Source organism: Paenibacillus sp. 1001270B_150601_E10 (assembly GCF_015558675.1).
Lineage (GTDB): Bacteria > Bacillota > Bacilli > Paenibacillales > Paenibacillaceae > Paenibacillus_B.
This window is the reverse complement of the sequence record NZ_JADMOL010000001.1, coordinates 427,318-453,807: the sequence shown is the minus strand read 5'-3', so window position 1 is coordinate 453,807 and position 26,490 is coordinate 427,318. Positions and strand designations below refer to the sequence as shown.

The 26,490-nt window shown below is 45.2% G+C and carries 22 protein-coding genes; 13 read left to right on the top strand and 9 right to left on the bottom strand.

Annotated features, from left to right (window positions below):
- Positions 1 to 267: 267 nt before the first annotated feature.
- The 6 genes from I2H74_RS02240 (at position 268) to I2H74_RS02215 (ending at position 10,263) form a co-directional block, all read left to right on the top strand.
- Positions 268 to 1,224: an ABC transporter permease gene (locus I2H74_RS02240; protein WP_195571273.1), complete on the top strand. Its 957-nt coding sequence runs from the start codon at positions 268 to 270 to the stop codon at positions 1,222 to 1,224.
- A gap of 31 nt (positions 1,225 to 1,255) precedes the next feature.
- Entirely contained in the window at positions 1,256 to 2,152 is an 897-nt protein-coding gene (locus I2H74_RS02235; RefSeq protein ID WP_420707405.1) for a carbohydrate ABC transporter permease, read from the top strand.
- Positions 2,153 to 2,272: 120 nt separating this feature from the next.
- Positions 2,273 to 3,949, top strand: coding sequence for an extracellular solute-binding protein (locus tag I2H74_RS02230; RefSeq protein WP_195571271.1), 1,677 nt, complete (start codon positions 2,273 to 2,275; stop codon positions 3,947 to 3,949).
- 118 nt (positions 3,950 to 4,067) lie between these two features.
- Entirely contained in the window at positions 4,068 to 6,608 is a 2,541-nt protein-coding gene (locus I2H74_RS02225) for a beta-mannosidase (RefSeq protein ID WP_195571269.1), read from the top strand.
- A gap of 289 nt (positions 6,609 to 6,897) precedes the next feature.
- The gene (locus tag I2H74_RS02220; RefSeq protein ID WP_195571267.1) at positions 6,898 to 8,478 is read left to right on the top strand and encodes a response regulator; all 1,581 of its coding nucleotides are present in this window, start codon (positions 6,898 to 6,900) and stop codon (positions 8,476 to 8,478) included.
- Between the two features lie 12 nt (positions 8,479 to 8,490).
- Positions 8,491 to 10,263 carry a sensor histidine kinase gene (locus I2H74_RS02215; RefSeq protein ID WP_229106291.1) on the top strand — a complete coding sequence of 591 codons (1,773 nt, stop codon included), beginning with the start codon at positions 8,491 to 8,493 and terminating at the stop codon, positions 10,261 to 10,263.
- Between the two features lie 338 nt (positions 10,264 to 10,601).
- Here I2H74_RS02215 and I2H74_RS02210 read toward each other — a convergent pair whose 3' ends face one another.
- On the bottom strand, positions 10,602 to 11,459 hold the full coding sequence (locus I2H74_RS02210) for a DegV family protein (RefSeq protein ID WP_195571265.1): 858 nt from the start codon (positions 11,457 to 11,459) through the stop codon (positions 10,602 to 10,604).
- 282 nt (positions 11,460 to 11,741) lie between these two features.
- Here I2H74_RS02210 and I2H74_RS02205 point away from each other — a divergent pair, with 282 nt between their 5' ends.
- Positions 11,742 to 12,290 carry a hypothetical protein gene (locus I2H74_RS02205; RefSeq protein WP_195571263.1) on the top strand — a complete coding sequence of 183 codons (549 nt, stop codon included), beginning with the start codon at positions 11,742 to 11,744 and terminating at the stop codon, positions 12,288 to 12,290.
- A gap of 141 nt (positions 12,291 to 12,431) precedes the next feature.
- Positions 12,432 to 13,576 (top strand): IS3 family transposase gene (locus tag I2H74_RS02200; RefSeq protein ID WP_195571261.1). Its coding sequence is split into 2 segments (ribosomal slippage): positions 12,432 to 12,705 and positions 12,705 to 13,576, totalling 1,146 coding nucleotides; the frame shifts between segments, so codons are not numbered across the junction.
- 189 nt (positions 13,577 to 13,765) lie between these two features.
- Here the strand turns inward: I2H74_RS02200 and msrA are convergent.
- Complete coding sequence (gene msrA, locus I2H74_RS02195; protein WP_195571260.1) at positions 13,766 to 14,731, bottom strand: peptide-methionine (S)-S-oxide reductase MsrA; 966 nt, start codon at positions 14,729 to 14,731, stop codon at positions 13,766 to 13,768.
- Between the two features lie 422 nt (positions 14,732 to 15,153).
- Here msrA and I2H74_RS02190 point away from each other — a divergent pair, with 422 nt between their 5' ends.
- Together I2H74_RS02190 and I2H74_RS02185 are read left to right on the top strand one after the other, a co-directional pair.
- The gene (locus tag I2H74_RS02190; protein WP_195571258.1) at positions 15,154 to 15,843 is read left to right on the top strand and encodes a TerC family protein; all 690 of its coding nucleotides are present in this window, start codon (positions 15,154 to 15,156) and stop codon (positions 15,841 to 15,843) included.
- Positions 15,844 to 16,106: 263 nt separating this feature from the next.
- Positions 16,107 to 16,988: an AraC family transcriptional regulator gene (locus I2H74_RS02185; protein WP_195571256.1), complete on the top strand. Its 882-nt coding sequence runs from the start codon at positions 16,107 to 16,109 to the stop codon at positions 16,986 to 16,988.
- Positions 16,989 to 17,084: 96 nt separating this feature from the next.
- Here the strand turns inward: I2H74_RS02185 and I2H74_RS02180 are convergent, their stop codons facing one another.
- From I2H74_RS02180 to rbsK, 6 genes are all read right to left on the bottom strand, one after another.
- Entirely contained in the window at positions 17,085 to 18,248 is a 1,164-nt protein-coding gene (locus I2H74_RS02180) for a glycoside hydrolase family 88 protein (RefSeq protein WP_195571255.1), read from the bottom strand.
- A gap of 20 nt (positions 18,249 to 18,268) precedes the next feature.
- On the bottom strand, positions 18,269 to 19,039 hold the full coding sequence (gene kduD, locus I2H74_RS02175; RefSeq protein ID WP_195571253.1) for a 2-dehydro-3-deoxy-D-gluconate 5-dehydrogenase KduD: 771 nt from the start codon (positions 19,037 to 19,039) through the stop codon (positions 18,269 to 18,271).
- A gap of 36 nt (positions 19,040 to 19,075) precedes the next feature.
- Positions 19,076 to 19,840 carry a DeoR/GlpR family DNA-binding transcription regulator gene (locus I2H74_RS02170; protein WP_195571251.1) on the bottom strand — a complete coding sequence of 255 codons (765 nt, stop codon included), beginning with the start codon at positions 19,838 to 19,840 and terminating at the stop codon, positions 19,076 to 19,078.
- A 58-nt stretch (positions 19,841 to 19,898) separates the two neighbouring features.
- Complete coding sequence (kduI, locus tag I2H74_RS02165; protein ID WP_195571250.1) at positions 19,899 to 20,732, bottom strand: 5-dehydro-4-deoxy-D-glucuronate isomerase; 834 nt, start codon at positions 20,730 to 20,732, stop codon at positions 19,899 to 19,901.
- A 242-nt stretch (positions 20,733 to 20,974) separates the two neighbouring features.
- Positions 20,975 to 22,375, bottom strand: coding sequence for a Na+/H+ antiporter NhaC (gene nhaC / locus I2H74_RS02160; RefSeq protein WP_195571248.1), 1,401 nt, complete (start codon positions 22,373 to 22,375; stop codon positions 20,975 to 20,977).
- A 334-nt stretch (positions 22,376 to 22,709) separates the two neighbouring features.
- A complete protein-coding gene (gene rbsK, locus I2H74_RS02155; protein WP_267490697.1) occupies positions 22,710 to 23,687 on the bottom strand; it encodes a ribokinase in 978 nt (325 codons plus the stop codon).
- A gap of 165 nt (positions 23,688 to 23,852) precedes the next feature.
- Between rbsK and I2H74_RS02150 the strand changes: the two genes are divergently transcribed.
- Positions 23,853 to 24,239 carry a winged helix-turn-helix transcriptional regulator gene (locus I2H74_RS02150; protein WP_195571246.1) on the top strand — a complete coding sequence of 129 codons (387 nt, stop codon included), beginning with the start codon at positions 23,853 to 23,855 and terminating at the stop codon, positions 24,237 to 24,239.
- Between the two features lie 114 nt (positions 24,240 to 24,353).
- Here I2H74_RS02150 and I2H74_RS02145 read toward each other — a convergent pair whose 3' ends face one another.
- Positions 24,354 to 24,896 carry an acyl-CoA thioesterase gene (locus I2H74_RS02145; RefSeq protein ID WP_195571244.1) on the bottom strand — a complete coding sequence of 181 codons (543 nt, stop codon included), beginning with the start codon at positions 24,894 to 24,896 and terminating at the stop codon, positions 24,354 to 24,356.
- Positions 24,897 to 25,156: 260 nt separating this feature from the next.
- On the opposite strand from I2H74_RS02145, the gene I2H74_RS02140 reads away from it, so the two are divergent.
- Positions 25,157 to 25,480 (top strand): MazG nucleotide pyrophosphohydrolase domain-containing protein, encoded by a 324-nt coding sequence (locus I2H74_RS02140; RefSeq protein ID WP_195571242.1) that lies wholly within the window; start codon positions 25,157 to 25,159, stop codon positions 25,478 to 25,480.
- A 129-nt stretch (positions 25,481 to 25,609) separates the two neighbouring features.
- Entirely contained in the window at positions 25,610 to 26,467 is an 858-nt protein-coding gene (locus I2H74_RS02135; protein WP_195571240.1) for a DegV family protein, read from the top strand.
- Positions 26,468 to 26,490 lie beyond the last annotated feature (23 nt).

Genomic DNA, 26,490 nt, shown 5'->3' with positions numbered 1-26,490 from the left:
CGTTTTTTGTAAAAATAAAAGAAACATTCGATATTAAAAAAATATGAAGATTGGACCTTGTATCGTTGAATAGTATAACTTTTCGTTGTTTGAGCATATTCCCATGTTAGCGCTTCATGTTTATGATAATTGTATAGTAGATACAGAAAATAACAGCTCTGGATACTGTACAACGAAGATTGAGTAGGTCCTGGGTAGGAGGATGTGGTCCGCTTTAAAGTTATCACGATTAAACTGAATAGAATGTGCATATAAAGGAGGAACGACATGGCACAAGTCTCACTAGAGAATGAACATCTGCCAAAGTCAAAGGAGAAACCGCTGATCAAGCGATTCTTTCAACAGATCGATATTCAACTCATGGTGCTTCCTGCGTTAGCCTTCATCTTTGTCTTCAACTACATTCCGATGTACGGTGTGATTATGGCCTTCCAGGAGTACGATATTTTTAAAGGATATTTTGAAAGTCCTTGGGTAGGCTTTAAGCAGTTCGAAATGTTTTTCCAAGACCCAGCGTTTTTTAACGTGATGCGCAACACCTTAGTCATCTCACTTCTCAAATTCTGTATTGGCTTTCCAGCCCCGATCATACTCGCTCTCATGCTTAACGAAGTCAATCGAATGTTCTTCAAGCGCATTATACAAACAGTCAGCTACTTACCTCACTTCCTGTCTTGGGTTATCGTTGCCGGATTTGTCATCTCACTTCTATCCACAGAAAGCGGCAGCGTCAATATACTCCTAGAATCTTTAAACCTCATTGATGAACCAATTAACTTCCTGTCTATACCCGAATACTTCTGGGGCATTCTCATCACGACTAATGTTTGGAAAGAAATTGGATTTGGATCCATTGTATATTTAGCAGCCATTGCAGGCATCGACCCTCACCTTTATGAAGCCGCTTCCATGGACGGTGCAAGCCGATTTAGACAAATTTACTTGATTACGCTTCCATGCATTATGCCGGTAGTATCCATCTTTATGATTCTTGCCATCGGTAACTTGTTGAATGCAGGCTTCGAGGATATCTTGCTGCTCGCGAAAAACCCAATTATACGACCTGTGTCTGATGTCATCGATACCTTTGTGTATAGGGTGGGCTTGCAGGATTACCGATACTCGTATGGTGCAGCCGTTGGATTATTCAAATCCATTATTGGGGTTATTCTGTTGACCATTGCCAATACGATTGCTCGAAGATCTGGCAACAGCTTATGGTAAGAAACGATACTATACGGAAGGAGGGATAGATGTGACTCGCCTTGGAACTGGGGATCGTATCATGATTATCTTCATATATTCATTCCTAATCTTGCTTGGCTTCTCAACGTTCTATCCATTCTGGAATGGTTTGGTTATTTCATTCAATCAGGGAACCGATACTTCCATGGGAGGCATCACATTCTGGCCACGTGAATTTACCTTCGAGAATTATTCGGTTGTATTTAAAGATGAAAGACTGATGAGAGGCTTTCTCATATCTGTGTTGAGAACGATCGTCGGAACGTTCGGCGCTATTCTTTGTACAGCTACCTTCGCATACGGGATGTCCAAGGCCGATCTGATCGGCAAAAAGTATTACATGATTATGTGCATCATCACCATGTACTTCGGTGGCGGACTTATCCCTACGTTCTTTCTGATTCGCGGACTTGGCTTGGTAAATACATTCTGGGTATACATTATTCCTGGTTTGATCAGTGTGTGGAATATGATCATCTTCCGCACCTTCTTCCGCGGCTTACCAGCGGGTCTGGAGGAATCGGCAAAGATGGACGGCTGCGGGAACTGGGGGACTTTCTTCCGAATTGTTATCCCACTGTCCGGACCAGTCATCGCGACATTGTCCTTGTTTACCGCGATTGCCCACTGGAATGACTGGTTTGCGCCTTCGATCTATGTATCGAATGAGAATTTGCTGCCGATTCAGACCATTTTGCGTCAAATTCTAGATTCTAATATCGTATCTGAGCAGACGGCAAATATTGACTCTGCATCTCAGGCACGTATCAGTGCGATGAAGAGTGTCACCAGCCGATCTTTAACGATGGCCACGATGATGGTCGCAACCATACCGATTATATGCGTGTATCCATTCGTGCAGAAGTACTTTGTTAAAGGGGTATTGGTTGGTTCTTTGAAAGAGTAGTCTCTTTCATCATGTAGTACCGTATTGAGTCGATTGGGGACCAATGCGTGTACGTCTGAACAAGGGTTCAAAGCATTTTGCTTTTAGCCATATATAAATCATGAGAGGGGTTTAATCTAGATGAAGTTTAAAAAGTCATTATTTCTAACGCTCATCACGATCCTAATGACGGCTTCATTCCTAGCAGCTTGTTCAGGCAGCAATAGCGGTACCTCTTCCACTGGCAACACGACAACGAAGGAAAATACAAAACAAGAGGAGAAGTCAGGAGAAGAAGGATCCAATTTGTATGAGCTCGGCAAAGATCCGCTTGAATTCACGCTCTACGGCCACTATGGCTGGTATACCATGCCACCGTGGGGAGGAGACGTAGGTACGAAGTGGATTCAAGACAACAAGAAGGTAACAGTTAAGTCGATTAGCGCAGGTAGCGACCCTGCAGCGAAGCTCAATACGATGATCGCAACTAACAGCCTTCCTGATGTCATTTGGCTGGACCGTGCTGCGGATTTTGAAAGACTTCGTGAGGCAGGAATGCTGGTAGCACTCGATGAATACGTTGAAAAATATCCGAATCTGAAACAATGGCTCGGCGATGCAGGCATTAACATTCTTCGTGCTGAAGACGGCCACTTGTATGGATTCCCGAACTGGTATACGAACCAGCCTAACGGTAACGCAGGCTATGTCATTAATAGCAAGATCTATAAGGATCTTGGATCTCCAAAGCTTGAAACTACGGATGATCTTTACAACTACTTAAAGCTTGTAAAAGAGAAATTCCCTAAGGTTATTCCTTATCAACCAGGATTGGCAAATGACGGTCAAGGTATTGACGTCTTGTACTCCGCATTCAAAGAGAATGATCATAAATTCCCTGGTATGCGCGCAGTTCCTAACGGCGACAAGCTGACTTCGATCTATTCCGATCCTCAGTTCGTCGAAGCGATGAAATATACTTCGAAGCTATTCCGTGAGAAGCTCATCACACAAGATGCGTTTACACAAACGCTTGACCAAATTACAGAGACTGTTATGACTGGTAATGTTGCTGTATATGCTGGCGCAAGCCCTACGGATATCGCACAAAAGGCGCATCCTGAGCTTGTGAAGAACGATCCAGACGCTGGCTACTTTATGGTATGGCCAATTCACAAAGAAGGCTTGGATAAGAGCAAGATCTTCCCGGGTACGTATACAACATTGGGTTGGAACGTAGCGGTTATTACTAAAGCAGCGAAAGATCCTGAAGCGATCTTCGCATTCTTGGATTGGTATACAGGTCCAGAAGGTCAAACAATCAACTTCTGGGGACCTGAAGGCAAGTACTGGAAAGGTCTGAAAGAAGACGGTATTACACCAAACTTCACGGAAGAATATGTCAAAGATGCTGCTGGCCTGCTTGAGTATCAAGGCGTATCCACGAACTTTGCATGGGTAGGTAACACGGTATTTGCAGACCGTACAAAAGCTGACTATGACGCAACGCTCCCAGAAGAGCAGCGCAACTGGGTAACGAAGTGGCAAAATGATGTTACATGGAAAACGCAGTCCAATGCTACAGAATTTATTAACCTAAACCCTGTGCCTAATACAGATGAAGGTATCATTGCGAAGCGTGTTGATGAGATCTATCTTCAAGCACGTGCAGCAGCAATCTATGCGAAGTCCGATGCAGATGTTGAAGCGATTCTCCAAAAAGCAGAGAAAGATTCTATGGACGCAGGATATCAAAAGCTGCTTGACTTCAAGACTCAAAGATGGCAAGAAAACAAAAAGAAAATTGCTGGTCAATAACAACTGGCATAATCAATCGGGATGGGCATTTTTTCGCTCATCCCGGTTTCTATTTGGACAGGAATTAGGTACTATAGAAGATGACACTTTTACGCTTACATGGAGTAGGGAGGATGCTATGCATAGTCAGAAGAAGCTGATTACCGATTGGAGATTCAAAGCATGTGAGGAACTAGAATGGATGCCTGCGACAGTACCTGGAACCGTTCATACGGATTTGCTTCGCAATGGACAGATCGAGGAGCCATTTGAAGGTCTTCATGAGCACACCCTTCAATGGATTGATAAGAAAGATTGGGAATATGAGGCTAAGTTTGATGTAGAGGAAGCGATGCTGGCAATGCCTAACCTCGAGCTCGTTTTTGAAGGGCTTGATACGTATACGGACATCTCAATCAATGGTCAGCACGTATGTTCCACGGATAATATGTTCCTGAGATGGACAGTTGATGTAAAGCCATACTTGCAAGCTGCGAATAATGTCATCCATATCCGATTCCGCTCTCCGATCCAGGAGGATTTACCGAAGGTGAAAGAGAGAGGCTATAATCTTCCTGCTGCAAACGATCAATCAGAGCTAGGAGGATTAGGAGAAGATCGCGTAAGCGTGTATGCGCGCAAGGCACCTTATCACTATGGATGGGACTGGGGACCGCGCTTCGTAACGAGCGGGATTTGGCGAGATGTGTACATTCAAGGATGGGCAAACAGCAGAATCCACGATCTGTTTATTGAACAGGTGGAAGTATCGCAAGACCAGGCAAAGCTTGTTGCACATGTCGAGATTGAATGCGAACAGGCATCCGAAGGAACGATTAGAATATCGAATGGCGAGGAAGAGTGGCTCGCTCAGGCTTCTTTATTGCCTGGTGTGAACGCGCGTTCACAAGAGTTGGTTATCCATCATCCGAAGCTATGGTGGAGCAGAGGACTAGGAGAAGCGCACCAATATACCTTTACTGCAGAGTGGTTAAGTAATGAGACCTTACAAGCTGAGAAGAGAGTGAAAGTAGGTTTGCGCCGGATTCGATTGGTTCGTGAAGCGGATGATAAAGGGAAATCGTTCTATTTTGAACTTAACGGTGTTCCGGTGTTTGCAAAGGGAGCGAATCATATTCCTAATGACAGCTTCCTGCCTGAGATTACCGATGAGCGATACACCTATGAGATTCAGACGGCGGTCGACTCAAATATGAATATGCTGCGAGTGTGGGGCGGGGGCATCTATGAGCCTGATATATTCTATGACCTTTGCGACCAGCAGGGTATTCTGGTATGGCAAGACTTCCTATTTGCGTGCAGCATGTACCCGGGAGATGAAGCCTTCCTTCACAATGTGAAGAAGGAAGCCGAATATAATGTGAAGCGGCTCCGCAACCATGCTTGCATAGCGCTCTGGTGCGGCAATAATGAGATTGACGTGGCATGGGCGAATTATGACGAGAAGCTGGGCTGGGGTGGATGGAAGCAGGAGTATACACTAGAGCAGCGTAAAGAGCTGTGGCAAGCCTACGAAGAACTTTTTCATCGCATCCTGCCTGAAGCTGTTGCGGCTTACGCTCCAGGTATTGATTATTGGGCTTCATCACCGATGGAAGAGCTTACGGGTGATGCAACGCAGCATGCGCAGTATTCATCCACAAGAGGAGATATGCACTATTGGGGCGTATGGCATGCGCTGGAGCCGATTGAAAACTATAACGTAACAATAGGGCGATTTATGAGCGAGTATGGGTTTCAATCATTCCCGGAGCTCAAAACCGTGCAAGCCTACGCACAAGAATCCGACATGGATCTCATGAGTGAAGTGATGAAGGCTCACCAGAAGACAGGCTCAGGCAATGACAAGATGAGAGCCTATATGGAAAAATATTTGCGACTCCCGAATGACTTTTATGGTTTCATCTATATGAGTCAAATTATGCAAGCCGAAGCGATGAAGTCTGCCATCGAAGCGCACAGACGAAGCCGTCCATACTGCATGGGAACGCTGTATTGGCAGCTTAATGATTGCTGGCCAGTTGCTTCATGGTCAGGCGTAGACTATTATGGACGCTGGAAGGCGATGCAGTTTTTTGCCAAGAAAGGCTTTAAGGACGTTATGCTATCCATTGATGGGACAAGCGGGGCACGCGCGGATTTCTATATTGTCTCTGACTTATTGGAGCCATTCGAAGGTGAATTGGAATGGAACCTGTTCGATTTTAATGGCAATCGCTTGAAGCATGAGTCGATTCCAATCAATCAAGCCGCCAACACCTCAACCAAAGTATACTCGATAGATTATGAGCAGATGGAAGATGTCGATCCAACACGGGTAGTATTCGTTGCGAAACTCCTGGCAGGCGGCAGCGTGATAGACTGCAAAGAGCATTATATGCTGCCTGCGACCAAGTTGAAGCTTGCTCCTCCTTCAATTACCATCCGAGAAGTTGAAGGATCGAATGGGATTGAATTCGAACTCACGACAAATGTACTGGCTAAGTATGTATGGCTGGAGCATGAGACAGAGGGCTATATGAGCGACAACTATTTTGACCTTATCCCAGGCATCCCTTACAGGGTGACATTTACTCCGCGAGATCGTGAGGCTTCTCAGCCGCTTAAGCTTGAGCAGGTTAAGGTGCACGTTATGACGGATTATTGTTCATTTGACTAATGAAATAGAGAAAAGAGAGCCGTGAGCATGCACGGCTCTCTTTTCATGCGTGAAGCGGTTCGAAGTATAAGAACAATTTATAAAAATAAACATGGAAATATGTATGCAGTTATAGCATAATTTGAATTGTAAAAAAGGTAAAGAGAGGTGTAGCTTTTCCGCAAAGCATATGTTTCTTTATACAAAGATTTGTAGAAAAAATAAGACTATCAGACTATACTTAAAACATACCTTTTATAAAAAGCTAGGATCATTGAGGTAACCACAAGTCTAAGGGGTGGCTCGTTAGATGTATAAAGTGTTGTTGGCTGATGATGAGAACTTGGATCTGGAAGGGATGAAGCAATTTATTCCCTGGAATCAGCTTGGTATGGAGATCGTAGGAGCCGTTGGCAATGGATTTGCTGGCTGTGAGGTATTAGAGAAGGAAGACGTTGATATTCTCGTAACGGATGTACATATGCCCAATATGTCAGGGCTAGAGCTTGCGCGGCGTGCCCTTGAAAAAAAACAGGATATGCGGATTATCTTTGTAAGCGGATACCAAGAGTTCAGCTACGTGAAGCAAGCGCTCTCGATGAATGCCTGCAGCTATGTATTGAAGCCGATGGAGGATGAGGAATTGATCGAGTCCTTGAAGAAAGTAAAGGCAGAGCTCGACATACTGCATCGGCGAAAGGAAGAAGAAGAGAACTATAAGCAGTTGATTCCAATGGCAAAGAATGAACTCATGCTGAGACTTTTCGAAGGCGAATTCAATATGGGAAGAGATCAAGACATCGTCAAGCTTGCTTCTTCTTACGGCCTTTCTGATCTAAGCTGGCCTATTCGCGTCGTGATCATGGAACTGGATGATATTGCGATGAAGCTTCATCAAAGTGAAGGGCAAAGCTTTCCTGAAAGCATGGGGCAATTTTTTAATGAAATGATAACGCTCGCTCGTCAGCACGGGACGGAGCATGGAGTGAAGCTGTCACGTCATCGGCTTGCGCTGCTGATTAAGGACGCGTGCTGTAAGGATTGTTTGGACCAAATGTATAAGCGCTTACAGCAAACTTATCCATTCTCGATGACAATTGGGATGGGAACAGCTGTACAAAGCCTCGATTATTTGCATTTGTCCTACAAGCAGGCGCTTGAAGCTGTGGACAGCAAAATGTTCTGGGGGAAGGGAAGCGTCATTGCCTACGATGAAGTTCGACGAGCTCCAGAGATGGAAGACGCACGTACGCTCGATCAGCGCTTGGAGGCTCTTTTTTCCGCCATGTCGAGCTATGAGCTTGTTCGCATACATGATGAGATCGATAATCTATTCCAATCCGTGCTCACGCTTCAGTCCAAATTCACCATCTATAATCTGGCTGTTACGATTGTGATGAAGCTGGATCAATATCTTCAATCCATTGAAGAAAACTTGTTCGAATTAATCGGATTGGAGCTTCAGAATCTTGACATCCTGCATCAATTTGAGACGGTTCAAGATATTCGCTCTTGGCTAGTACGGAAAATATTCGAAATATCAGAGAAGCTTAATCAAAAGTCCAATACGAAAAACAGTCCATTAATTCGCGAGATTCTAAAGGTTGTGCGTGAGCAGCTGCATGAGAATATTACGCTCAAGGATATCGCACATCAATTCTCCTTTTCACCGAACTATTTGGGGACGTTATTCAAGGATGAAGTAGGCAAGACTTTTAGTGAAATGCTTATTCAAATGCGTATGGAGCGGGCGGGAGAGCTGCTTAAAGACCCCACATTAAAAATCTATGAAGTTGCGAATCAAGTAGGCTACCGCTATCTGCCTTACTTCAGCAGACAGTTCAAAGAAACGTACGGGATGACACCAATGGAGTATCGCAAGAAAGACTAGAGCGGAGGTTCCATGATGGAGGTAGGGGGAAGCAAGAAAACAAGGTATATCCCTGTTGGCTTCAAGCTGATGCTCAGCTATTTTATTTTTATCATCATTCCAGTTCTGCTTATCGGGTATGTCTCCCATTCGATGTATGTGGATTCTATTCGCAAGCAGACGGAAATGAACCTGCGCAGTACGTTGAAGCAAATCTCAGATAACGTGAATTATAAGCTGCAAGATGTTAAGCGGATCTCAGATATGCTATATAACGATTCGTCTCTCGCAAGGCAGCTCCGCATTCAAAGCGAGGGCTTTGAGACCTACGATCGCACGACCAATATCATTATGCCGAAGTTCAGTGCGGCGTTGAATGCAACGGGTCAAAATATTTGGATGTCGATCTATTTAGAGAACAACAGCATCAGTGAACGCTATTATGACATTTATGAGTCAGAACATCCGGATACCATTGGCCGTAATTACAATATGTATCATCTGTCCCGAATCAAGGAGAAGAAATGGTATTTGAGCTATCCCAAAGAAGTTTATGGACAGACGCTGAAGTGGATGGAAGTGGAGAAGGATGCTTCTTTCAATCGAATCTCCCTTCTTCGCAGGCTGGTGGATAATCATAATCCGCTTAACTTGGAGGAGATCGGCTTTATACGAATTAGCGCGATGAAGTCAGAGCTCTTTCAAAGTATTGACTATCAAACGATAGGCAAAGGCAGCGTGCTCATGCTTAAGGATGATAAAGGAAAAGTCATTTACCATTCGGGTGAGCGTACGACAAACCTTGTATCCAATCATGATAGCGGTTACTACCTGACCATTCAGGAAAAGATTACGGATATGCCTTGGCAGCTGGAAGCCTATGTCCCGATGACCATCATCAATCAGGATACATTAAAAGTTCGGCTATTTACGTTTATGGTCTGTCTGATCTGCTTTATTGTGTTTACGTTTTTAGGCATCTTTATCTCCCGCTATTTCTCTAAAAGGGTAACCAAGATCGTATCGGTGCTGAAAGCCTTTAGAGAAGGAGATTTGAGCAAGCGCTTTACATATCGCGGGAAGGATGAATTTGCACAGATCGCAACTGCACTAAATGATGTCGGTGAGAATATAGGCGCATTGATTGAGGAAGTCTACTTGACTCAGATTCAGAAAAAGGAAGCGGAGCTTGAGATTCTGCAGTCGCAGATTAACCCGCATTTCCTATACAATACGCTGTCATCCATCAACCGGCTAGCGAAGTTTGGAGAGACCGAGAAATTGCAGCGCATGGTGCTCGAGCTTGCGAAGTTCTATCGCTTGACGCTAAACGAGGGCCGTACCATGATTCCTGTGCGCACGGAGGTCGAACAGGCTAATGCATATCTTGAGATTCAGAAAATTAAATATGGCGACCGTATGGATGTCATGTTTGATATACATCCTGATATTTGGCCCTATGAAACGGTGAAACTAGTACTTCAGCCATTTATAGAAAATGTGCTGGAGCATGCATGGTGTGGGGATCGAATCCATCTAAGGATTGTCGCCAGAAAAGATAATGAGGATATACTGTTCCGTATTATTGATGATGGCATTGGAATGACGCAGGATCGGATCGATCAGATCTTCCACCCGAAGGAACATGTGAATGCTGGATATGGCATACGAAACGTAGACCAGCGGATTAAGCTGCAATATGGCGCTTCCTATGGCGTCACGATCCACAGTAAACTGGGCATGGGAACTTCCGTTGACATTCGAATACCGGCAAAGCGGATAGCGCAATTCCCCTTAAAGGAATAATACGAATCTGAAAATGAATCTTTTACCTGTATATGGGATTTTGTGTATCATATAGATCATGTAGATGTACCGTTTTTTCAGAATTCGATGAGCAGGTGGCAGGACTGATACTTGCAGCAGGCTCACCTGGTCTTATTATGATGGTGCTTGCTGGGTGCTGCTGGATATTCGCACCGACTCTTGCGAGTAAAATAGAGCGCGGCTGCTAGTCAAAAAAGAAATGCGGAACATGTCATAGAAGGAACCTACACTCATAAAAAGCGCCACTTTCCATTCAGCCATAGCTGTAGGATAGTAGCGCTTTTATCATAGTAGATTAGCAAATAATTCTGTGCTGCTTAGAACGATTTAGCAAACACAATACCGATGGTATTGGTACCGCAATGGCTTGAAATGACACAACCTGTATCCGAAAGAATGACATTCTTTGCTTGAGTCTTTGCCTTAAGCTGCTCTTGCACGTAAGTCGCATCTTCCTCCGAAAAGGAATGTGTGACAAAGATGGTATCATTGTCCATCTGATCCTTCAAGGCTAAAGCATTATTAAGAAGCTGTTCCAGGGCTTTCTCGCGCTTGCCGCGAACACGATTCGTCGGTGTCATCTTCCCGTCGATTACCTTGATAACGGGACGGATTCGAAGCAGGGTACCGATTATATTTTGAAGACCGCTGCAGCGGCCGCCTTTGTATAAGTAGTCCAATGTATCAATAATAAATTCCGTCTCGATATGCTTTCTCATTTCTTCAAGATGACGGACGATGTACGGAACATCGTGCCCCTGCTCTGCCAGCTGAGCTGCTCTGAAAACCTGCTGTCCAATTCCAGTGGACAGATTCAAGGAGTCAATAACGGTAATGGTACCCGGCTTATCCTCCAGCATATTAGCTGCAAGCTGCGCGTTTTGAATCGTTGAAGACAGGTGAGAGGAGAGTCCGATGTAGATGATGTCACGTCCCTCTTGTACAAAAGGCTCAAATGCTGTTGCAAAATCTCCAGGAGAAGGGGCAGCAGTCTTTGGTAGTACGCCAAGCTCGTCCACCTTTTCGTATAGTAGCTTTGTGTTGATGTCAACACCGTCTCGATAATCCTGTTCGCCAAATGTTACATATAGCGGAACTAAACTAATATCGTGCTGTTCAAGTATAGATTTAGGCAAGTCGCTTGTACTATCTGAAAAAATCTTGATGTTACTCATATCTAACCTTCCTCCTGCTAGTTTGCGGTATCTATGGTATGGAATATCACATGCATGATCCTATGTATGTTCTATCCTATTATACTTGAAAAGTAAATTTCCAGCACTCCCTTCCTGATTCCGAATACTGGAAATGAGATGTGCGAGGAAGTTGCCTTGAATGTTTGCTTCCATGTATACTGTTGTAGATTCGTGTCGTACAATGTACATATCAAGCGTTCTAACAATCGGCATTTACTCCGATTTGGAACATAAATTGGACAGAGAGGAAGATCAGAAAGCGTGACTGCAAAGAGAGGATTTCAACTCATTTCATGGGGGATCCTATTTTTCATTGACTTTTCCCCCTTTGGCTTCGATGTATTGCCTGACATCGTTGGCTTTTTACTTATTTACAGAGGTGCGTTCTTATTATCAGATACGTCCATCCACTTTGCAACCGTGAAGAAGTGGATGCCTATCTTGCTTGTTCTGAGTATCTATGATCTGATTTCACCGCTTCTTGCAACTGCATTGGAACCTTCGGTGCTTGCATGGAGCTCTTTAATAAGCTCCATTATTACAACGGCCTTTAGTATATGGCTGGTGTGGCTTCTGTGCAAAGGACTTTCGGCTTGGGCAGAGAAGAAGGGCGAGGACCAAATTGTCACACAAGCACGCAAACGGGCGATCGCGTTTACCATCATGATGGTGATTATGCTGCTCATGCTGGGAGTAGCTCTTATTTCTCCGTATTGGTTTACCATGCTTGTTATTCCAGTGTTGATCGCTTATATTACCGTTACCTTAATGCTGCTTTATCTATTCAATAGAGCATCGTCCAAGGCGTAATACTCCTAAGAAGCAAAGAACAAGCCCCCCTCATTGGGGACTGACCGGGACTGACCCCCTAAAGTGAGACAAATCAAAACACCTTCAAGAGAGTGAACCCATGTCGTAAGATATGGAGATAACCTTGGAGGTGTTTTTACGTTGGCAAAGAAAGTAAGCTACCCACTGGAAGTGAAGATGCAGGCGATTAAAATGAGATTGGCAGGTGTTCCAAGACAACAGGTCATGGACAAGCTCGGCATACGAAATGTAACACAGTTAAAGGTCTGGATAAAATGGTATCGAGAGGGCGATCTCCATCGTCTAGAACAACCTGTTGGTAAACAGTATAGCTATGGAAAAGGTCCAGAATATACTTCAGAACTGGAAAAAGTAAAAGCGGAAAATCGGTTCCTGAGACAACAGTTAGAAGTTTTAAAAAAGTACAAGGAATTGGAGAGGAGGTGTCGCCAGAGGCTGTAGTGGTCTGGATGGAATCTATACGAGGAGAAGTATCCGTAAATCAAGCTTGTGAATGGTTAGGGATTACTCGTTCAACATACTATCGCTGGAAAGCAGCCTTCGCCACACAGCAAGAAGATCTGCTCACCGAGAAAATTCGTCAACTTTGCACCCAGCATAAATTCCGTTACGGCTACCGCAAGATTACTGCGCTGCTTCAAAAAGAGCAACCTAGCCATCACAAACGTGTGCAGCGAATCATGCAACGTGAGGGGCTGCAGTGTCGAGTTAGGATGAAGAAACGCAGGCTAACAGGGCAACCAACACATGTAGCGGAACATCAGTTAAAACGTCAATTCCAAGCCAATGCACCGATGCAAAAACTCGTAACGGATATCACTTATTTGCCGTTTGGTGGGAAAACATTGTATCTGTCTAGCATTTTAGACTTGTTTAACGGGGAGATCGTAGCGTACAGTATAGCAGATAAACAAGACGCAACATTTGTTCTAGATACACTGAATCAGCTGCCTATCACAAAAGGTGCGATGCTCCACAGCGATCAGGGCAGTGTCTATACGTCACAGGCCTATCAAGAGGCTGTAAAAGGAAAAGGCATTACCATGAGTATGTCCCGTAAGGGTACGCCCGCTGATAATGCCCCCATCGAATCGTTTCATTCCACGCTAAAGTCTGAAACGTTCTACCTCGAAGGTATAACTTGCGCAACGACAGCAATCGTTGAACAGACCGTTCGAGACTACATTCACTACTATAACTCAATTCGAATTCAAACGAAACTAAATAACCAATCGCCGGTTGAATACCGACGACTGGCTGCTTAACTTGAAAGGTGTTTTGATCCCGTCTCATAAACGGGGGTCAGTCCCCCGTATGAGGGGGGCTTTTATTGTTAGCAAGTTGCATCGAACAAGCAGCTTGTTTAACCATTACGGACTTCTTCACTAAGCTTGTCGTCATAAAGGCTTGACAGAAGGTATAGCACATCGCTGGAAGAATTCGTTTTTAAGTGCTTACTCTTTGAAAAGGATTTTGTACTCACCGTATCCTTCTTCTTCAAGCTGCGAATCTGGAATAAAGCGCAGGGCAGCAGAGTTAATGCAGTATCGCAGTCCATTCGGGCCTGGACCATCGTCAAAAACATGGCCAAGATGCGAATCTCCTATCTTGCTTCGTACCTCTACTCTAACCATGCCGTGGGTAGTATCGAGCTTCTCCTCAATATGATAGCTGCTTAACGGACGAGTGAAGCTTGGCCATCCGCAGCCGGCGTCGTATTTATCCCTTGAGCTGAATAACGGTTCTCCTGAGACGATATCGACGTAGATGCCTTCCTCGTTATGATCCCAGAATTCATTTTGGAAGGGACGCTCGGTTCCATTTTGCTGTGTCACCTGATATTGAATGGGCGTAAGTTTGTCCTTCAAGCTGCTCTTCTCTTGAGCGGGCACACCCCAATATTTCTTCGTAAAGGCATCTCGGCCGGAAGCAGAGCGATAGCGCTTATAGTGTGCAGGATTTTTATGATGGTAATCCTGATGGTATTCCTCAGCCGGATAAAAGGTTGTTGCAGGAACAATCTCAGTAGCGATAGGCTTGTCAAATCGCCCGCTTGCTTCAAGCTCCTGCTTGGATGCTTCAGCCTCGCGGCGCTGCTCCTCTGAATGATAGAAGATTGCAGATCGGTAGGAGCTGCCGCGATCATAGAATTGTCCGCCTTCATCGGTAGGATCGATTTGCTGCCAGAAGAGCTCTAACAGTTTGCGATATGGAAAAACGGCAGGGTCAAAGGTAATTTGCACTGCTTCAGCATGACCGGTCGTTTCGGAGCATACCTCTTTATAAGTGGGATTCTCGGTATGACCACCAATATATCCTGATACAATCGATTGAATGCCTGGAAGCTCTTCGAATGGGGTAACCATACACCAGAAGCAGCCTCCTGCAAAAGTTGCTAGTTCATATGAACGAGTGTCCATGAGATTTCCTACCTCCTTCTTATGGATATCATAACCATAATGAATCGAGAGATCAATATAGCTTGAATTGCAGTATTTTAGTTCCAAAAAAAGGTTTGTCAATTATAGATAACACGTGTTATGATGTACTACATCAGTACAACTTATACTATTCCTAATAGGGGAGTAGCAGTTCGGTAAAGTCGTCATGACGGGAATTGCGGGCGCAATCCTCGGCTTTATCGGCAACGTACTTACGTTGTTTGCGAGACCTTTGCCCACCATGGGGGAGGTCTCTTTTTAGTGCCGTAACCTTAAGGGAGACGGCATTTTTTTATTGATATGGCTGACATTCTCCATATTTAAATAATGGGATACTCGTTGTTTAACTTGTGAAGTTTGTGCATGCTACATGTAACTAGTTGATGTTGGAGGCGGTTTTTATGGAAATCTTTACGCTGGAGTTTTGGACGACGCTGCTCTCAATCGTCATGATTGACTTGGTCCTTGCCGGTGACAATGCCATTGTGATTGGTCTTGCTGCCCGCAATCTCAGGAAGGAAGATCAGAAGAAGGTTATTGTTTGGGGGACCATCGGTGCGGTGATCATCCGTGTTCTTGCAACGATGGCTGTCGTGACATTGCTTAATATCCCTGGCTTGCTGCTCGTTGGCGGACTCATGTTGATTTATATCGCGCTTAAGCTGATGACAGATGAGAAAGAACATGAAGTGAAGTCATCTACAAGTATATTTGCTGCGATCCGTACGATCATTATTGCAGATGCAGCCATGGGACTCGACAATGTCCTGGCTGTAGCAGGTGCTGCACAGCATGATTATCTGCTCGTTGTGATGGGTCTTGCCATAAGTGTTCCGATCGTGGTGTGGGGAAGTACGATGGTGCTGAAGCTAATCGAGCGTTTCCCGATTATCATCACGATTGGCGCCGGTGTATTAGGATGGACGGCTGCAAAGATGTTTGTTAAGGAAAAGTTCTTGTCCGATTTCTTCGTCAACCCAACCATCAAATATTCATTTGAAGTCATTATGGTTATCGCTGTTGTGGCTGCTGGACTTGTGATTAAACATAAACAAGCCCAAAAGAAAACGATGCAAGAGAAGCATGCATGATCAATCGTTCGTTCGGAGCGAACATTTTGTTAAGCTATAGGTGATTATTAGAAGAATGCGAATCTGGCAGGTATATTCTAATAAGTAAGCTTTGATACGAATAATCATGACAAATAGAGCTATGCAGATGCCTATTCTGCATAGCTTTTTTATGTTCCAATCATGCTCTAATCATCATATGGATTCCTGTAGTGTTTTTACTCATTTCCATGTACAATTGTATTATGTTGGTTCGTTGTAAGCGCTTAAGGGGGCGTGTGCTGTTGTCAGAAACACTTACGATCGTTATGAATGAGTTACCTAGTAAAGGCGAGCTTACCGTATTGTTTAGCGGTCAATCGCAGACGGATAAGGCGCACGTTGTTGGGCCGAATGTACTCGATTATATATTGATTCACTATGTGCAATCGGGCAAAGGCGAGCTTCATATGCGGGATACCGTATATAAGCTAAAAGAAGGGGACAGCTTCTTTATCTTTCCGGGAGAACTCGCAACCTATGCTTCGGATGAGGTGGATCCTTGGGCGTATCGATGGATCGCATTAAGAGGCTCTCACGCAGAGAAGCTGCTAGCAGATAGCGGAGTTGGACCGCATTGTCCTATCGTTCGTCTAACCTCTTACCACAGGCTGAATAGACTGTTTGAGCGTGTTCAAACTGCACTTCAGCAAGGAGGGTTCTCTGGTGACCTTGAGGCAGAAGGATATGTAAGAATTGCCTTAGCAGAGTACAGCAAGGCGCATGAGCATGAGCGGGTAAGCACACCGGAGGTTCGCACTGAGATTGAACGCCAGATTGAGCAGGCGGTTCGCTATATTACTTTACGTTATTACAGTCCTATATCAATCGAGAGCTTGGCACAGCAGTACGGCTACCACCGCACGTATTTTTCTAAGATGTTTCATGAACTGACAGGTGAATCACCCATTCAACTGCTGATCCGACTTCGGATGGAACGTGCGCGCACACTGCTTCTAACGACGCAATTATCAATCGAGCAGATCTCTTCCTCTGTGGGTTACGCTGATGCCTTATACTTTTCAAAAATGTTCAAACGCACTTTCGGTGATTCACCTACAGGCTATCGCAAGCAGCATCAAGTTCTGTCCACACACACGGTGCACATAGAAGACCCGCAAGCTTAAGCCTGCGGGTTTCTTTGTGTGTCATCCGATCTAAATCATGGACGACGAGCAGATATAAGCGAATGAAGTTTCGCTACTATTTTTAGTCACTGCTAATCACAATGCCTTAATAGGCTTGCTGTCCGCTTGGCGTTCGTACCAGTATCCCGTAGTTCCCGTTACAAGCCGCATCAGCGCCTCGGTATAGTAATAATCTCCCCAAATCATATAATCATCAGGGCTGTTATCGTGCTGCACCGAGTAAGAGCCGTGCTTGAGAAGTCCTTCCGCTTGAGGCTCATTCATCGTCGAGTAGTTAACGATCAAAGCGTTTGTCATTTGATGCAGGGCATCAGTTAGCTTCTCCCGGTCTTCATGATCCTGAGGGAGGTGCTCAAGCAGTTCCTGAAGCCCTGCTGCCACGATAGCAGAAGCTGAGCTGTCCCGCGGTGTGTTGGCTTCGATTGGTGCGTCAAAGTCCCAATAGGCGACCTGATCCTCTGGGAGATGATCAATAAAGTATAAGGCCAATCTTCTAGATGTCTCTAAGAATGATTCCTGCTTCGTGTAGCGGTAGGAGAGGGCAAATCCGTACACGCCCCATGCTTGGCCTCTCGTCCATGTTGAGCCGTTAGTATAGCCTTGGTGGGTGGAGCCTCCGATTGGAGCCCCCGTTTGTTCATCAAATACAAAGGTGTGATATGAGGAATCATCACCCCGTACGAGGTAGCGTCGGCTTAATTCCGCATGCTTGTGGGCAATGGCTGCGTACTTTGAATCTCCCGTCTGCTCGCTTGCCCAATATAGGAGCGGAAGGTTCATCAGGCAATCGATAATGATGCGTCCGCCGTTCAGAGGGTCTCCTTGAGGTCCCCATGCTTGAATGTATTGACCCGAATCTCTCCAACGATCGAACAGCACATTTGCAGCTTCGATAGCGAGCTTTCTTGCTTCTTCATCTTGTTCAATCATCCATTGTGCCTTTGCGGACAATGAATACAAGAAGCCAATATCATGATGTTCAAGTACACGCTTATGCTGCAGACGCTCACGGAAGCTATCGACTGTATGCTTTGCAGCATCGGAGAAAATAGGATCCTTTGTATACTCGTAGCAAAGCCAAAGGATGCCGCTCCAGAAACCATCGGTCCAGTCTGTATTATCATTCAATAAATACTTGTCATCTTTACTCACATGCGGGAATTGAGTACCGAATCTAGCAATGTTCGCTTTCGTTTTGGACACAATATCATCTAACGCAGATTTCCACAATGGTTCCATGCTAATGATCCCTCCAAGGATTATCGATTCATCCAACCGCCGTCCACGCATAATACATGACCATTAATATAATTAGAAGCTGATGATGACAAATAGATTGCTGCCCCAGCCAGATCTTCGGGAGTTCCCCAACGATTAGCCGGAATCCGGTCAAGGATTTCGCTGCTGCGTTTCTCATCCTGGCGAAGCGCAGATGTATTGTCTGTCGCCATATATCCCGGTGCAATAGCATTGACATTGACGCCTTTAGAAGCCCACTCATTCGCCAAAGCCTTCGTAATTCCAGCGATCCCATGCTTCGAGGCTGTGTAGCCAGGAACATTGATGCCGCCTTGGAATGACAGCATAGATGCAATGTTGATGATTTTTCCGTAGCCATTCTGTATCATATGCTGACCGAACTGCTGACACAGATAGAAAGCGGCATCCAGGTTGAGGCGCAGCACAGCATGCCAGTCTTCAAGCGGATGATCGGCAGCAGGCGTACGACGGATAATGCCTGCATTGTTGATCAGAATATCCACTTTGCCGTCTGCCAGATCTATGGCTTGTTTGCTTACATCTGCGAGCCCGCTTAGCTCAGATAAATCTGCTTGCACATTGCTTACCTTGCCGCCGTAGCTGCTTAATTCAGTCTTTACATCTTCTTGAAGCGGGCGCTGGGTAATCAATACAAGATTCGCCCCTGCTTGTGCAAGTCCTCGAGCCATCCCGAGACCAAGGCCGACACCACCACCTGTTACAACAGCGGTGCGACCTTCCAGATTAAATAGAGAGAGTGCGGATTGCATGTCTTGCCCTCCTTATGCTTCCTTTGTATAGGTTCGTTAGTTAGGTTCAGCAAGCATGATGTTGGCGCCGCTAGCTTGATATCGCATGGAAGTTTCCGCTGCGAGACCAGAATCCGTGATCATAGCCTGCATTTCTTTCAAGCTGGCAAAGGTGAGAAGCGCGACTTTATCGAACTTGGTATGATCCGCTACTGCAAACACCTGCTTTGCGGTCTCCACCATAGCTCTCTTGAGCTCATAGAGCTCACTAGTATAGATGCTAAGCCCGTGTTCAGGATGAATCGCGGTAGCCGATACGAATGCTTTTTGAATATTCAGTTTTCGAATAAAGCTGTTTGCTTCTGGGCCAATTAGCAGGTTGCGATTGCGATAACCACCCGGTACAACAAGCCGAATATCGGGTTTGCGAGTGAGCTCTGCTATGATAAACAGGTCATTGGTAATAACCGTAAGCGGCGTATCACCCAGCAGCTTCGCCATCTCAAGTGTTGTGCTTCCGCCATCCAAGGCAATTATATCGTGAGGCTCAATAAGGGTTAACGCCTTCTTTGCGATAACAGCCTTTTCAGTCAAATGCTGCTGATTTGGAGACTGAAGCGGAAGCAATCCAAGATCAGATTGATTCCGGAGCATAGCTCCGCCGTGAATACGGGTTAAGAGTCCTTGCTCCTCAAGCAGCTCAAGATCGCTTCGAATCGTCTTGCCCGTCACATCCAATGCCTGACTTAATTCTGATACTTTGACTTCGCCGTGCTGAATAAGCAGTTCCATAATCTGTTGGTGCCGCTTGATGTTAGACATGTGCTCTTCATTCCTTTATCTAAAGGCTCATTCATCGTCGAGCCAAGGGTGTTTCTCCTTATCGTAAATCTTTCATGGCAACCATGTCCATATCATCAAAGTCTTGATTTTCACCCGCCATACCCCAGATGAAGGTATAGTTATTGGTTCCAACTCCACTATGGATGGACCAGCTAGGAGAGATTAATCCCTGCTCATTCCGAATGACGAGGTGACGAGTTTCCGTTGGCTCACCCATGAGATGGAAGACGACAGCATCCTCTGGCATATCGAAGTAAAAATAAACTTCCATGCGGCGGTTATGTGTATGGCAAGGCATAGTGTTCCACATGTTTCCTGGCTTCAGCATGGTGAGTCCCATGACGAGCTGGCAGCTTTGAATGCCTTTTTCATGAATATACTTATAAATAGTCCGTTCATTAGAAGAAGTAATCGAACCTAAATGAACAGGCGCTGCTTCGCTAATCGGAGACTTTGCCGTTGGATATGCTTTATGAGCAGGTGTTGAGTTCAAATAGAACTTTGCTGGCTGTGATGCATCTGTACTTTCGAACTGAACATCCTGTGCGCCAAGCCCGACATAGAGACAGTCCTTGTTCTCCATAGGGTACACCTCGCCATCAACGGTAACTTTGCCGGGGCCGCCAACATTGATGATGCCGAGTTCGCGGCGAGCAAGAAAGTAGGGAGCGCCCATATCTTTTGATTCCGCTTCCAATTTGATGGCGTGATGAACGGGGAGAGCACCGCCTGTAATGAAGCGGTCAGCATGGCTGTACGTAAGGATCAGCTCATCTGCAACAAATAGCGTTTCCATAACGAATTCTTCACGAAGGCGTGAGGTATCATAGCTCTTAACATCCTTAGGGTTGTTGGCATAACGAATATCCATGAATAAGTCCTCCTCAAAGTAAGTTAGTGACATTCAATGAAATGGATAGGATTGCCTTCATTATAAGCAAATGTTCACTTATGTTCAATATGGTTTATTTAATGTTCACAAATGTTTTTTTGAAACTTGTATGATTGAGGGGATATACAAATGAGAATAAGAAGTTAGAGGGAAAAGAGAGGGAAGATATGAGAAAGCCACACGCGGCTGATGCCACGCATGGCTTAAGGAATGAATGCATTTTATTGATGGTTTAATGTGCGCTTCTTAAGTCCGGGCAATAGAGCAAAAGCAAACGTGCATAAAGGCGAGATAAGCAGGAAGAAAGCATATGGCGCATAGTCAAGCACGCTCATGCCGAGAGCGGCTGTCATCAGTGCCCCGCTTACTCCCCATGGAATCAAAGGATTGACCAATGTTCCGCAATCCTCAAGTGTTCGGGATAGTGTTAATGCAGGAATGCCACGCCGCTCATATTCAGCCTGAAACATTTGTCCTGGCAGAAGGATAGACATATATTGCTCACCTGTAAATAGATTGACGCCAATAGCGCTTAAGCCGGTGGAGACGACCATAGACTCTTTGCGTTTAATAGGTGCGATGATCTTCTTAAACAAAGCGGTAATGACACCGCCATGCTGAAGCAGCCCACCGAAGGCAAAGGCAGTTGCAATCAGTGTGATCGACCACATCATAGACATCACACCGCCTCGATTGACAATGGTAGCGACCGCATCGTTCGCAATAGTCGACTGATAGCCATGAAGCGTGACCTCCATCCAATTCATCAGGCTCCAATTGGATTGAATAAAGCCAGTGACGAGTAGCCCAAATGCGATGCCCATTAGCATCGTCAGCAGAATTGGCACACGCAGGATCGCAGCAAGAAGCACAACTGCCAATGGCAGAAGCGACACCGGATGGATATGGTATGCACTCTCCATTGCCGCTTTCATTTCGATCAGCTGGCTCATATCGCTGTGAGAGGTATGACCAAAGATCAGAAAGGCTGCGCTTGTTAAAATAAAGGCAGGGACAGTCGTCCAAGTCATATTGCGAATATGGTCAGTCATTCGTACTTTCGCAACTGCAGAAGCGAAGTTGGTTGTATCGGATAGTGGAGACATCTTGTCCCCAAAGCATGCTCCCGATACGACAGCGCCTGCGACAAGCGCCGAATTCATTCCCATCGATGAAGCCATTCCAACCAGTGCTACACCGAATGTACCGACCGTCGTAATGGAGCTGCCCACACACATGGATACGATACAAGTCAAGACAAGGGAGCTAAACGCAAACCACTGTGGCTGAAACCATTGTGTGCCGTATACAAGCAGCGTTGGCACAGTTCCGCTCATCATCCAAGACGCAATCAGAATTCCGATTAGGACCAGTAGAATGGAAGGCATGACTGAGCTTTGGACACCCTTGATCAAAGCAGATTCTACATCCTGCCACTTCATGCCGAAGCACATCAGCATAATCCCCGTTACGATTGCAGCGACGAGTAGTGGGATCAGCGGTTCCGCGTGCCAATATAATATAGTCAGTAACAGCCACCCTATCGTTACGATAAAAATAGACAGGCTTTGGCCGAAGGTTATCGTTGTTCCTGTCGAAGTCGTGACTTCGTGTTCATTCATTTTTCTCTCTCTCCTCTAAGCTGCCACTCGTTAACATAATAGGTTTGTTCTAATAAAAATAATAGAGCATATCCTTTCTTGCTTTCTCGCTTTTTCGCGGTGAAGTCTCGTATGTAACAGGTATTACTTTACATACTATGTCATAGAAGGTCAAATGGAATTATAACCCTGTATTGTACATATTTACGCTAGATTGAGAGGAGGTATGTTTCGAATTCTGAGAGGAACAACATTAGTAGAATGCTATTATAATGAAGAAATAAAAACATCTCTTATCCAACACCATGAACAAGTGAAGTCCATAGGTTAATTAGAGATGTTGTTCTCAACTGATTTATCGCATAGAAAGATATCGTTCAAGGTCGCTCTTCGTTGGCATTCCGCCTTGTGCACCGAAGCGGGTCACGGATAATGCGCCTGCTGCAACAGAGCGTGCCACGGACTCCGTCAGAGAGCGGCCTTCCGCAAGGGATACAGCGAGAGCCCCATTAAAGGTATCTCCAGCCCCTGTCGTATCGACTACGGTGACTTTGTGACCAGGCATATGCTGAATATGACCACCTGCATCCGCCCAAAGTGCGCCGTCTCCGCCTCTAGTCATCACGATACGTTCTGGCCATGCTGATAACATTGTTCCGAGCAGTTCTCCATCCTTTGATCGTTCATTCACTTGATCTTGCAACCCAAGCATGATGGCTAGCTCATGCTCGTTAGGTGTAAGCCAAGCGATCTTTTTCAGCCATTCCGAGTCCAAAGGAACAGCAGGTGCAGGATTCAGCATCACGGGAACGCCATATTCATACGCGATGTCTACTGCAGCATATACGGTATCCATCGGAATCTCGAGCTGCATTAAGACCAAATCGGCCTGTTGAATCAACATCCGTTGTTGTTCAATATGCTTGGGCCTAAAGCCTCCGTTTGCGCCTGGAACCACAATGATTCGATTATCTTGATCGTCAATGGTGATAGATGCAATGCCAGAAGACTGATCTTTAATGGTGATAATCCCTGAGCAATCGATGCCTTCATGCTTTAAGTTATTGAGCATTTGTTGACCGAAGTTGTCATCGCCTATACATCCGATCATATGGACTTGAGCACCTAATCTTGCACAAGCTACGGCTTGGTTAGCTCCTTTACCCCCGCAAAGCGTATGAAAGGATGTTCCATGGACCGTTTCGCCTGCATTAGGCACACGATCTGTAACGGTGATCAAATCCATATTCAGACTGCCGATGATGACAATAGTAGGCAGCTTATCATTTCCCGTCAGCTCTAGCGAGCTTTGTTGCTGTATGAAGGATTGCAAGGGTGGATTCTCCTTTAATGCCTCTGTTGGCCGTAAAGTTTTATTACTATCTTAACAAAGAACAAATAGGTGTGATACTGTAACGATAGAAACTTTATTTTTACGAAAAGATATGGTAAAATCTATATACTTACATTTAGTAAGTTCTGAAGGAGGGATGAAGTGATGGAACACAACCACTCGGGCATGTGTCCGCGATTTGAAGCCGCGTTCTGTATTCTTGGCAAACGATGGAATGGACTACTGATTCAAGGTTTGCTAAGCGGACCAAAACGGTTCAAGGACATCTCTGCACTGATCCCAACTATGAGTGATAAGATGTTGAGTGAACGTATGAAAGACCTGGAAAGCGCCGGTATAGTGGAACGTAAAGTGTATCCTGAAACACCGGTACGGATTGAATATTCGTTGACGAAGAAAGGTCTCGCTCTCGAGCCAGTGATGAGTGCGATTCAAGAATGGGCCAGCTCATGGGTAGATGATTCAGAGGATTTATCCGGGTCCTGCTGTAATGAGAACGAGAACCATGCCACGACTTCTGTGAATGAATAAGTTCATTGCTCAATAGAAGTTAGTGTCAGGCGGCTGCTGATGAAGATCAGCAGCCGTTTTAAATTTGTGCAGCTATTGCTTATGGGTTCAAGCTTACAGGTCCCGGTGTCTTGATTAATCCCAATACTTGTTCGTAGTGAGCTTGGTCGCTAGTGCTTTGCTGTTCACGCGGCGTTCTTTGCGAAGAGCAGAGCGCTTGCTTCCTCCCTCGTGCAGAAGCTTCTCTTCTTCTGTTTCCGGAATGACTTGAGGCACAGGACGCGGCGTGCCGTCGGAGTCGCGTGATACAAATGTTATAAAGGATGTAGCGGCTACAACACGCTCGCCTGAAAGCAAATTCTCCGCAATAACCTTCACAAATACCTCAATGCTCGTTGTTCCTGTATATGTAACGAAGGACTCGAGACACACGGAATCCATTTGATGAATAGGGCGCAGGAAATCAACCGAATCCGTTGATGCCGTTACAACGTTTGTCCGACAGTGGCGCATCGCAGAGATGGAGGCTGCTTCATCAATCAGGCTCATCAGTTTACCGCCGAACAGCGTCTTATGATTGTTCATATCGTTAGGGAATACTCGTCCCGTACGGAATACACGTGATTCTTTGCATGCCTTTCCTATAATGGCTGGAGTTGTCGTTTGTTGATTGTTCATGATGCGAATTCCTTTCTACAGTTCATGATCGAAACTTTATTATTATAGTGTATGGCAGATCTACTGAACATAACAATTGTAACATCTTCTTAGCGTTAAGCTATCGTTAGGAACGATTCAAAGCAGATGATGATGGTTCTGAAGGTTAATATCGTTCAAAAAAAATTAATATATTCGCTTATAAACCATTATGCATGGAAGCTCCCATGTCGATGCTTGTGCTAAAATATAAGAATGCAAACAATGAAGGAGACTGGCAGATGAGTAAAACAGCACAAGAATGGATTCATCAATTCTATATCCAAAGAGGCTGGTCAAACTATGGCCCCTTTGAACGAGTAGGCTTTCTCATGGAGGAGGTAGGAGAAACCGCAAGAGCGATCCGTGCTATGGAGATCGGGAGAGACCGTCCTGATGAAGCTGCCCTGCCTCAAGAAGAGTTGCGACAGGAACTAATTGAGGAATTAGGAGATGTGATGGGCAATATCATCATATTAGCGAACATGTATGATGTGACACTTGAACAGATTCTTGATGCCCACAAGAACAAGTTAATGAAAAGATACAACTTGGAGAACCAATAGAGCGTGAATACACTTTCATCCTTGTACTCCCTGCATTTAGTCATTGTCAGAGGGTTGTTCAGCCCTATATAATGAAGCGAACAGAGTATAGAGGGTTCTCAACCAACCTACATCAGAATGGAGAATGACATGACCATCCAAATTATTACGGACGGAAACTCCGATTTGTCCACCGAAATTATTCAAGAGCTCGGCATTTCTGTCGTTCCGCTCCACGTTCATTTTGGACACGAAACTTATGATTCTACGATGGATACTGAGCTGTTCTACAATAAAATGAGAGAATCGGAAGAACTTCCTAAAACATCTAGTCCATCACCAGGCGACTTCTATAATATGTACAAATCGCTCGACCAGACGAAAGATATCCTCGTGCTGTGCGTAACTTCCCAGCTTAGCAGCACCTACAATCACGCGCTTATGGCTAAGGAAATGTATGAGGAAGAGGGCTATGCGAACAAAGTGGAGGTTATTGATTCGAAGACGGCCTCTGCAGGATTAGGATTTCTCGCCGTCAAGGCAGCGTTGTTGTCTAAAGCAGGACATAGCTTTCATGAGCTTCAAGAGAAGCTTAAGGAATGCGTCAAACAAACCAGAACTTATTTTTCGCTTGATACGCTGGAAAATGTGGTAAAAGGCGGGCGGATGAGCCGCCTTAAAGGAACGGTTGCCTCCATGCTCAACATCAAAATATTGATGCAGGCAAGTGAGGAGGGTACAATTGAGGTTGTAGAAAAGGTTCGCGGCACGCAGCGTGTTCTTAAGCGGATGATCGATAAAGTAGGTGAAGCATGGCAACATGCGGATCAAAGCATTATTGCACTTGCGCACTCCAACTGCGAAGAGCGTGCAAAGCAGTTTATGAGCAGCCTCCTGGAGAAATATCCATTTGAGCGAGTGCTTTATCTTAACATGGGGCCTGTCATTGGAACCTATGCAGGGGAAGGCGGCATCCTATTAGCCTTTCAAGATCGTTCAAAAGAGTAAGATGCAATAAAAGTATATACGGT